The sequence below is a fragment of the Paenibacillus sp. An7 genome (genome assembly GCF_009870785.1).
Classification (GTDB): domain Bacteria; phylum Bacillota; class Bacilli; order Paenibacillales; family Paenibacillaceae; genus Paenibacillus.
Map to the genome: position 1 here is coordinate 1 of NZ_WTWX01000039.1, position 11,356 is coordinate 11,356.

General features: G+C 40.5%; 5 protein-coding genes. 4 read left to right on the forward strand and 1 reads right to left on the reverse strand.

The window, feature by feature from the left end; genetic code table 11:
• Nucleotides 1-592 precede the first annotated feature (592 nt).
• The 4 genes from GQY27_RS20540 to GQY27_RS20555 all read left to right on the forward strand — a co-directional run bounded on the left by GQY27_RS20540 (nt 593) and on the right by GQY27_RS20555 (nt 3,579).
• Entirely contained in the window at nt 593-1,357 is a 765-nt protein-coding gene (locus GQY27_RS20540; RefSeq protein WP_160037128.1) for a ParA family protein, read from the forward strand.
• On the forward strand, nt 1,350-1,643 hold the full coding sequence (locus GQY27_RS20545; RefSeq protein ID WP_236570679.1) for a hypothetical protein: 294 nt from the start codon (nt 1,350-1,352) through the stop codon (nt 1,641-1,643). Before GQY27_RS20540 ends, GQY27_RS20545 begins: the two co-directional genes overlap by 8 nt.
• A 698-nt stretch (nt 1,644-2,341) precedes the next feature.
• Nucleotides 2,342-3,325, forward strand: coding sequence for a ParM/StbA family protein (locus tag GQY27_RS20550; protein ID WP_160037129.1), 984 nt, complete (start codon nt 2,342-2,344; stop codon nt 3,323-3,325).
• Complete coding sequence (locus GQY27_RS20555) at nt 3,325-3,579, forward strand: hypothetical protein (RefSeq protein WP_160037130.1); 255 nt, start codon at nt 3,325-3,327, stop codon at nt 3,577-3,579. Before GQY27_RS20550 ends, GQY27_RS20555 begins: the two co-directional genes overlap by 1 nt.
• A gap of 388 nt (nt 3,580-3,967) precedes the next feature.
• Here the strand turns inward: GQY27_RS20555 and GQY27_RS20560 are convergent, their stop codons facing one another.
• On the reverse strand, nt 3,968-10,348 hold the full coding sequence (locus GQY27_RS20560) for a rhamnogalacturonan lyase family protein (protein WP_160037131.1): 6,381 nt from the start codon (nt 10,346-10,348) through the stop codon (nt 3,968-3,970).
• Nucleotides 10,349-11,356: the final 1,008 nt, after the last annotated feature.

Consider the following 11,356-nt stretch of genomic DNA (forward strand, 5'->3'; position numbering starts at 1 on the left):
GTGGATCGTGTGAACAAACAACAAAGAGCGAAAGCCTCATAAAATTTAAAATGTACTACGATTGCAATGGAGTAGTCTGCAATTCTTTAAGTCAATGCATTATGAAATTGATTCAATTAATTTACTAATAATAAATTAGGCGCTTTTGTTTATTGCTACCCATTCATTACATATTAAGTCGCCTTCTTTAAGGAGTTCCCCTTTGCTTATTGTCCGTTATCGTAGAAACTAGATCGTAATTTTTTTAGTGCTAACTTTAACTGGATTTTAATTCATTAATATAGATTCATATAATTCAAGATCACTTCAGCAAAGTCCTCATTCTCTTGTTGCGCTATATATAATTCGTTCTTCATGAAATGCCTTTTTTAGAATCATATGGATCTGTATTTGCGAAGATTCTCCTGCTGTAACATATAAGTAAATTAAATTAGTGGAAAGTAATCAAAAAATCGATGAAATTCTATAGATAATAATATGTAGAGGGAAGGTCTATAAATCATAATACATACGTGTACGTATACGTGTACGTACACGTATGTATTATGTTATACTTATATCAGAAATTTTTAATAAATAGGGAGGCTATTTAGTGGCAACTGTTATTTCTTTTGGCATTCAAAAAGGTGGATCAAGTAAAACAACAACTTCTGGTATAGTTGCTCATATACTAAGTGCGGAATATGGAAAGAAAGTATTGGCTGTTGATTTAGATTCGCAAGGGAACTTGACCGAATTATTGACACAAGAGGATATATACGTTTTCCATGAAAGAACTGTTTTTGAAGCTTTACAAGAACAAGACGCTCGCAAATATATACATAAAGTAACTGATCGTCTTGATCTTTTAAGTGCTGAAGACCATCTAGCTCGTTTTCCTTCTTGGCTGTATGGGTCTTATAGAGGTAATAGGTCCCTCGTTTTAAAGCAAACTTTAGAAAGTGTTCAAGATGATTATGATTATATAATTATCGATACACCTCCAGCTTTAGGGGATCAAACAATCAATGCATTAGCTGCTTCTGATGCAGTAGTGGCTATGTTTGAAGCGAGTAAATTTTGTTATTCAGCTTTAGGTAGGTTTCTAGAAACCTGCGTTCACGTTCAGGAACTCGCAAACGAAAATTTAAAGGTAGCTGGTATTCTTCGCTCCTTAATTGATTCTAGAAGAACAGATAATAAGGCTTTGATCGAGCTTGTGGAAGAGGAATATGAGGATCTTTGTTTTGAAACGATTATGACCCGAACTGCTGCTATTGGGAGATTGTCAATCAATGGATTTACAAATAATCCTGAATTAAAAACTGGTTTAAATCAGTATCGCTTATTTGTAGAGGAGCTGATCAATCGTGTCTGATTCAAAAATGGAACAGCTTAAAAATAAAATTAGAAGACCAGTAAGCAATGCAGTCCATTCAGAACTTATTGATACTACTAACACAGCGAGAGAACTTTTAAGTAAAAGCAAAAGTAAAGGGACAGTTAAGAAAAAGGAAAAATTCGATGACTTATACACGAGAGAGACTGTATGGTTTAAGAACGATATAAAAAAGATCCTAGATGAGCTTAGTATTGAGGGTGGACGAGGTACAAAGACACGTATTCTTAATGAAGCTTTAGATTTATACTTTAAGAATTTGTGAAATTATGTCTAATAAAGAAATAACTTTATATCTATTATAAAATAGGAGCGGACAAGGGTTAAGTCTGCTCCTATCATTTAAGAAATCGATTCTCTATTAAAGCCGTTTTGTTTCAAATGAGTTTGATTTCTATCTCTTAAAGATAACAACTACATCCAATTTAACGATGTTTCTATAAAAAATTTACAATGTCTTTTTGTGTCATTAATTATTTCAATTATTTATTCTCCTTCAAAATCAAATCGATTAACGATTCCTTTCATAGAATAGACCTCCTATTATTTTTAACATTATACCCTGGATTACTTAGTATTGTAGTGTTTTTCCTGTTTCCTTTACAGCAGTGCAATTCTTAAAGTATAGACACGAACAATTTTTGAGAGTGCTCCTGTGTTCTTTGTGTTGTTAGAGATTCCTTTTTTTGATATGGGATCTGCTCTTCGACTGTTTTTCTTCTTGTTTCGTTACTGAGTATACTCCCCTTCACTAATAGATGATTTAACCATTGATTGCTTTCTTTAACCGAAGCGTACTACATGGTATAGATACGTAACGATACATAACTATACTTTTGACAGTGTTAAAACTCTAAACAAGGTAAAAATTAGAATTTTTAGCTGTATATTCAAAGATATAACTGATATAATTCAATATGAAACCAAAAGTATAGATACGTATCTATACATAAGGAGGAGAAAATGAAAAAGTCAGTTGATATAGGTTTTGGGTATGTTAAATGGACGGATAGCGAACAGCAGGTGCTAAAGCGTCAGGCCCTCGTTACAGAAATTCCACTGGGGGCGCTAGACTCAAGAAGCGAGCTAGATACCATAATCGTAGACGGCGTAGAGTACATAATTGGTAAACATGAATTTGTGCACTTAAATGTGGTGCCTGCATCAAGTACACGTAACAGGGTTGAGGATTTAGAGTATAAAATATTGTTCCTTTACCCCTTAGCTGTGCAGGCATCGGGTGAGGATCTTAAAACTGACATAGTAACCGGTCTGCCTATTCAAACCATGGAGGACGAAGCTCCTTTACTGGTAGATCTATTCTCTGATAAAGAATTTGATATTGAGTTCAGAGGATCAAAATTTAAGATATCTATTGACGATGTAATCGTTATGCCACAGGGTTACGCAGCTAATTTGTATTTACTTTCTTCAAATCCAACTTTGAAAAAAGAAAATGTTCTTGTAGCAGATGTTGGCTTCCAAACTGTGAACTATGTATATATGCAAAAAGGAAATGTATTTAATGAACTAGCTGACACACATCCAAGTTTGGGTATTGGTTCGGCTTATGATGAAATAGGCAAGATCATTAACAGACGTACTAGAGGTGTTAAGAATTACACGAAGTATGATGTTGATTCTGCACTGGATCATGGCGTAACCATTATCAATAAAAATTCGCAAGAAGAGAAACTATACTTTGCAGAAGATGAAGAAGTGCTACATGTGCTAGATAAGCAGGCAAGAAATATTTGGGCTGACATTAAGCGGAAATATATTGATAGAGGACATTTGATTGATAAAGTGGTTTTCCTCGGCGGTTCTTCTGAACGGATGGAAAACCAATTAAAAGAAAATAGTTTAAGAAAGACATTATTCCCTGAATCACCGCAAGATTTGCAGGTGCTCGGGTATGATATGTACGCTAGGAGCACAATAAGCTAATGGCAACAAAACAAAAAATAACGATATACTTCCCTGAGACGGAAGAAAGTGAACTATGGGAAGCTATTCAGCGACTTCCTAAAGGTGTTAGAGGCATGATTTTACGTGATATTATCCGCAAAGAGTTACTAGGTGATGATCCGAAATTCAATTTGTCTTCAGCATCACCTTCTGCAAAACTAGCTGAAAAACCAAAACCGATAATGGATGAAGAAGCTGCATTAAGTATTCCAATATTTAAGAAAAGAGGATAACGGGCATGAGTGTAAAGAGATAAAGATAATGCTTTTTCTTTATTCGATGCCTAAATGTTTGCTAAAAGGGGAGTTTCAGATCGTTTTAAAACGGCTTATTTAGATTTTCTATGGCGTCATACTTTCATAGTGCTATCTACAATCTCCAAATATACATCAAAAAGGTCTATGACCGCTGAGACATCGGATTGAAAATTGCTATTACGAAGTTTTGGGATTGGATGAGGTCATCGCGATGGGCTAAATAGTACTAAGATTTAGAAACTCGTTATCTTCTGTTTTAGAGAAGATAACGAGTTTTGAATTGTACTTATAGAAATTTAAATAGTTAGTTTAGTGTTCTTCATTTTACGGCAGATACAACGATTAATAACATTGGATTGAAGTTCTAACGTACTATGACCGTTAATTCCTCTGTTCTCATTTCACCTGCGGCATTGTATAATATTGCTTCATATTTATAGATCCCCGGTACTTTTCCTGTAATATCCGTAACTGCTGATTGGGCTTGAGGCGTTTGAACCTGCAAGTTTTGTGTGTCTACCAAAACTCCATTCTCGTACAGTTCATATTTAGAGGCATTCGTACCCCACCACATATTCATGCTGATATTATAGTTTCCATCTGCGTCCCAGTTATCATGTGATAGAGTACCCTTGCCCGGGGAGGCATCTGTGACTACTACAGTTAGAGGCGTACTTGCGGTTGTCCCCAGTGAATTGATCAGCTCACCCGTATATACATACGTGCCATTTTGCTTGCCGGATATGTCAATCCGAACGGACTGGGCAGAAGGTGATTGATCGGATAAAGGAACTTCTTTGATCAATACCCCGTTCTCATACAGCTTGAATTGAGTCCCATTATTACCCCACCAGAGGTTCATTGTAATGGTATAATCTCCGTCCATGAGACCCGTATCATAGCCGTTATCATGGGATAGCTCAGGAGTTCCTGGTGCACTGCTAGCGATCGGCGTTATCTGGCTGAGCCAAGTTGCCCATCTGCTTAAAGCTTGTGTTTGTTCTGCAGTAAACGTCTTATCTTGGCCAGCAATCACTTCATTATTATATTTCTCCAGTAACTGGCGTGATTTGGTTCCATTATGGACTGCTGCCGCTTGCTCAGCCTCCTCCAGGTAACTTATGATCCGTACCGCAACCTCTTCAGCATTTGGATCTTCTGACTCTACAGCAAACGCTTGTGTCAATTCAGCTAGGCTGCGGAAGGTAGCTGTTACACCAAAGTTAAAAAAGGCGCTCTGCTCTCTACCTGCCAAGTCGGATACCGTAACAGCTACTTGATTCAAGCCCGGATCCAACGTATAAGCTGGTACGTTCTTTAACAAGCCGCCTGGCTCTGCGACGCCAGAGACTGTATCAGAAGCAGTATAGCTAATTTCCACTTGTTGATTAATCGTATATTCCGGTTGGCCTTGAATTTCAATAACCGGTGGTGCGAGATCAATTGGTACTGCCAGTGTTTTTTCCGCTTCTTTGTTCCCAGCGTGGTCGACGCTCCAGTAGGTTATTGCATGATTCCCTTCATCGCTTAAAGTAACTTGTGTACCTTCTGTTATGTCTCCTCCATCGACCTGATAGTAGGTCGCAGAGACTCCGGAGTTATCATCTACAGCCGAGAATATTACTTGTACTGCTGAAGTATACCAGCCGTTGTGTGAATCTCCCTCCAAAGTAGCCGTAGTATGCGGTCCTTCCTTATCTGAAGACTCTTCCTCGAGCTTGATAAAGGTAGACAAAGGTATATTCAGCTTTTTAACAAGTCGTGCTACGAGTTCAGATACCTTAATCGCACCGTTCATCTGTAAATGCGTATTGTCTTCCGTTGTACCTACCCACATGAAAATTGATTTGGTCCCTTCCGGGCCAAGTTCCTGGAAATGTTCCCAACTGGCCTGGTTAAGATCAATTAGAAGCGTTCCGGTTTCCTGCGCCGTTTCCTTCATCGCCTTCACGTATTCAGGAAAGCTCTTATTCAGAGTATCTCCAGTAAAATCACGTCTATTTACAGGAGTGACCAGAACCGGAATGGCTCCTCTTTGATTGGCACCATTAATGTAATTTTTCAAATACACCTTAAACTGTTCGGGTGTAAGATAACGCTCTGGACGGGACGGCGTAGAGTCATTATGCGACCACTGCATGAAAAGATAGTCGCCTTCGTGAATGTCCAGAAGAATATTGTTGAGATAACCACCTACAAGGAAAGTTTTACTACTTAGACCGCCGACTGCCCGGTTATCGATACTAATCTCATTTAGATCAAAGTATCTACCTAATGTTTCTCCCCAGCCAGCTTGCGGACGATAGCTCTCTGCGTAATTTGCCACTGTGGAATCGCTCGCTAGATAAATGATTGGTTTATTACTGGCACCATTATCAGGCAGACGCTCAAGTTTTAGCGCATTGATCTTTGGTGAATTTCCGGAGAAGTCGAAATTGAAGACTCCATCGATTAGAGCGATGTCATACGTAATTTCTTTGAATTCCTTTTTAGGGATCGTTGTGAGAGGCAGCTTTGTCATTTGCTCTACAACTACGTTTGTATTGGTCGATTCTTCTGCATCCCCGATGGTCATCGTTACTCGGTAATTAGCCGGCTCCATCTCTACTAGAAAGGAGGTGCCGTTTACCCGGATGAAATCCTCTGTCAGAGCATCTCCGGTTTTTCTGTTTTCATCTTCGGTTAGTACGGTATCAGCAAAGCCATAGCGGTTTTCTTCAATATATGCTCTTTTAGCATCTACTTTGATGTATCCATCGGCAACATCGCCGGAACCAAAATCAAATTTGTACTCGCTTACATTTTCAGTTGGCGTGCTTGTCAGTGAATCTCTTGCGACAGTCAGCATGTTAATCGTATGGTTAATTTGAGCCTGAGTGGCCTCCGTACCCAATATTGCCTCGGCAGCTGTCAAAGCTCGCTTTAGTACGGCTTTCGATAATTCTGTATATGATGACAGATCCAGTGATTTGATTTCATCATATAGAGCAATCAAGACAGTCTGATCGGTTTGTTCCGGAGGAAGCTGAGTGCCTTCAATCCGTATGTTGTCGATTTGGGTAGTCCAGTTTAAAGTACCTGATCCACTTTTTCTTGTACCTAGGAAACGAATGGATCTAACATTGTCTGCATATACACCCGGGCTTAGCGGAATGTTTTCAATGGTCTGTGTAATAGTCGAGTCCTTCAGACTTTTCAAAGTCAGATCCATTGTCTTATTGGCAAAATTAATAGATGCATCTACATTTAACCACTGGTTCTTTGGAATCACTGTGGCCTTACCACCTTCAGGTATAGCTGTAAATCCAGTACCATAATCAGCTGTATAGGGGCCGACAAAATAGTGGATATGCTCACTGCTGTTTTTAGCAACCAACGTAAAAAGATTGTTATCGCTTGAATCCTGGACAGTGAGATGTCCTTCTGACGGGTAGTTAATTACATTACCGGAATGCCAGTCAAAGTTTACATTAACGATGTCGCCGTTAACCGCATCAAATAGTCGGAATGCTTTTGCGCGGTGGCCTGAGCCACCCCCACTAATGGACAGCACTTTATTTCCGTCCTGTTCAACAATGGTTCCCGCCAGTGTTCCTGCAATGCCTGCTGCATTTACCATTGAATAATTGTACTCGGCTGAGCTGCCTTCAAAGTTTTCTTCATAGCGCTGGATTTCCGGTTCTGGTTCTGGTTCGGATATATTTGGATCTATGATTAGTGAAGAGATACTAAGCTCCATGTCTTTGACCGCTTTCGCAACTAGTCCAGCAATTTTTTGTGCTCCATAGCTGCTGAAATGGGTGTTATCATTTACACCGTTTGGATATTTTGGATATTCACCTGGTTTGGCGTAGAGGAATACTTTCTCTGTAGCTGGATGACCAATTTGATCGTAATACGCAATGCTTAACTTACTTAGATCAATTAATGGCACGTCAAGCTCCTTTGCCACTTCTATGCAAGCCTCTACGTATGCGGGGAAGCTGACATTGAATTCCTGAGTCACGGTATTAAAATCTCTGCGTCCAACCGGAGTAAGCAGTACCGGCGTTGCACCGCGCTGTCTAGCACCCTTCACATAGCGAGCTAGATAGGTCTTATAATCCTCCGGCGATGCATAACGGTCCGGAATCCCTATGCTCGCATCGTTATGACCAAAGGAGATGAAGAAAAAATCCCCTGGCTTAATCCGCTGCAAAATCGTATCCAGACGGCCGTCAACCATAAATGATTTGCTGCTTCTACCGCGGATTGCGTTATTCACGATTACTGCCCCGTTTGAAAAGTATTGGCCGAATTGCTGGCCCCAGCCTTCTTGCGGTGCCTGCATTTCACTGTAAGACTGCATTGTTGAATCACCGGCCATATAAATGGTTGTTGCTGCTCCTGGCGCTTTGTCCGGATACTTCTCAATGATGATGTCCTGCAAGTCTATGGCTGTACCGGTGAAGAGGAAATCGAGCTGTCCATCTACCAGCGCAACGTCATAAGAATATTCCAGTGGTTGTCCTGCTTTTACATTGGTCACGGCCAGCTTTTGGACAAATTCAGATTTGACGCCAATTTTTGAATCTTGCGCATCGCCGCCCAATCTCAGTGTCACTTTATAGTTGGCATTTGCTAGGTCTACGGCGAATGTTGTTCCTGTCGCAACAGAAACCTCGTTTGCTCCTACGGTAATGTTACTTGTATTCATAAAGCCAAAACCAGTTTCTTGTTCGTATAAAGTGTTTTGCACGGCAGTTTTACCCTCAGAGGTTTCTGTACCAAAATCAAAATGATAAACGGGCTCCGTGGCTGATTCCCCGCCGGTTAGTGTCAGATTAGCTTTAGGGAACTCTGTAGATTCTTCTCCAAGATAAAAACCTGTATGAGGCGGCTGATTGTAAGCTACATTTTGCCAAGCTACACCCAGTCGGTAAACGGGATCTTGCATCAGTGTGGGTATCCGGTATGCTGTTGGAATGGTTGTGGTATAGAGTCGGTACTCCGAGCTGTCTTCGCTCCGCAGCAAAATTTCTTCACGCCAATCTCCTAGAATATCCGCCTGAAGCGCCGGGTTTCCTTTAGTATGATTATTGGTCAGTGTCCCAGTCGCCCGGAAGATTTCACTCAGTTTTTTGTTTTGATAGTCCCATTTGTAGATGAGGGGGATACCTTTTGCTGTACTGTTATTCCACTCGTGGTCAAACAGTTCGCGCTGCAGATCTCCATCCCACCAGATAGCAAAGTTAGTGCTTCTTGGAGCATCACTTTGTTCATAAATAACCTCGCCGCTTGCCGAATATACGGAAGTTAATGGATCCATTTTTCCATCAACGATGGTCGATGCCCATGATTCGTATCCAGGATAGTTCGGGTCAATATCAGCTGACATTCCGCGTCCAGTATCTTTTCCTGTGTATTGACCCCAAATGATGTCACCTGTCGCTGCATCACGCATCTCCAGCCCGTATTCGGCACTGCTGCTTTCATGCACACTGACGACCTGGTAGCCATCCAAACTCGGATCGAGTTTGCCCGCATGTATGGCGTCGCCATGTCCTAGTTGGGTACTGTAGAGTAAGGTCCCATCATCGTCAATCGCCAGTGAGCCGAACATGATTTCATCTTTGCCGTCCGCATCCACATCTAGCACACTTAGATTGTGATTGCCCTGTCCTTGATACTGAGTTCCTGCTTTATTTGTGTCGAATGTCCAGCGCTCGACGAGTTTTCCATCAGTAAAATCATAAGCAGTAAGTACGGTACGCGTATAATAACCGCGGCTCATTACTACACTTGGTTTTACACCGTCCAAATAGGCTATGGCGCCGAGGAACCGGTCCACACGATTGCCATAGGTGTCGCCCCAATCACCAACATTCCCTCTTGGCGGATTATAATCAACGGTAGATACAGCAGCTCCCGTCTCACCATTAAAGAGTGTTAAGTATTCAGGCCCTGTCAGAATATATCCGCCTTCATTGCGATAATCCTTCGTTTTGTCGCCGATGACCGTTCCTTGTCCGTCCTTTGTTCCGTCAGCCGTCTTAACAACGACTTCGGCTTTCCCATCACCATCTAGGTCATACACCATTAACTGGGTATAATGCGCTCCAGCGCGGATGTTGACGCCCAAGTCGATTCTCCACAGTTTTGTGCCGTCCAGTTTGATAGCGTCAATATAGACGTTACCGGTATATCCACTTTGTGAATTGTCTCTGGAGTTGCTCGGACTCCAAAGGAAGACAATTTCATATTCACCATCGCCGTCCAAGTCCGCTACGGAAGCGTCGCCCGCGTAGTATGAGTAGATTTCGCCATCTTTGGTCCGCCCGTCAGCAGGTTTATCCAGCTTAATAGGCATATATTCGTTATGCCAAACCGACACTACCTCAGGCTGCATTTCTTCTTTTCCTGCAATGACTGTAGAAATTTGATACTGTGAACTGTCAAAGCCTGTTGTGTCCACATAGTTGGTCACACTACTAATGGGGGATGTGTTCACTTTAGTTCCGTTTTTATAAACATTAAATGCAATATCATTAGGATCCGTATTTAAATACCGCCAGCTCAAGAACACACCATTGTCTATCAGAACTGCAACCAAACCTCGGTTAAGATATTCTGCATGACGAGCAGGCAGGTTGTCTGACGAGTTTGCATACACCGGAGAAGGGGGGATGACTAATGAAATAATCATAAGGAATGCCAAAAAGGATACAAACAGTGATTTTTGGATGGGAATAGTCCTTCGGTCCATCTAATTAACTCCTCCTCTATCTAATAACTTTTTTAGAAATGGGGGGAAGAAATCTTTTGTAAAAGGCAGCCCCATAAAAACATATAAATTTAATCCGCCCTTCCTGATGTCTCATTCAATGAGAATATGAATGAGTTTTATCATGGTACCTTGTAACCGCTTACCAAACATTCGATTATCTACCACCCCCTTTAATGCGCTTATACATACTGAATTGAACTATAAGGCTTTCAGACAATACTAGTTTTATTATTCAATTATGTACTACCTTTTTTGGATAATTAGATCTTGAACCGATAGAGGTTAATATAAATCATTCATTTTGAAGAAAATAATAGTTTCATTAAAGAAGGCTCATTTAATTTCACGGAATACATCGGGGGTCTCTTGTCTTGATTGTTATGTTCCTTAGAATAACCTGAAGTAAATATTTTCAAGGGTGTTGTATTTCATAAAATCTTATTTGACAAATATTTGCTGTTTCCTTCTAGTGATTAGGGGGGCATAGTTAAGATTGGGGAGAAGCCTTCTGTTTTCAAGGTTTTAAAGTGGTGGAACTTCTAAAAAATTGCTGGGCAGATATGCCTGTGCTTAATTAAATTACATCTTATTAAAATATGTAGAGTAAAATCTATCCGAGATGATGATAGTAATTATCATGGAATATTTTACAAGTAGAAGTGTGCCGAACAGTATGATATATTATAAATCCGCCGCTAAGAGAGTGGCATTACAATGAGTTATGATTCAGCGGATAAAGCTAGTTACTGACTCATCAAAGTTGGTTTTTATTACCAGTTGAATATATTGTTTTAACATGATATATTATAAATCCGGTCGGAAAACGCCGGAATGATTTGATCTTTGAAAACTGAACAACGAGTGAGTATTAATATAGAGAACATTATGTTCTCGTCAGCATTTTCTAAATGAGCTTATCGCTCTTTTCAATAAACTTTATTGGAGAGTTTGATCCTGGCTCAGGACGAACGCTGGCGGCGTGCCTAA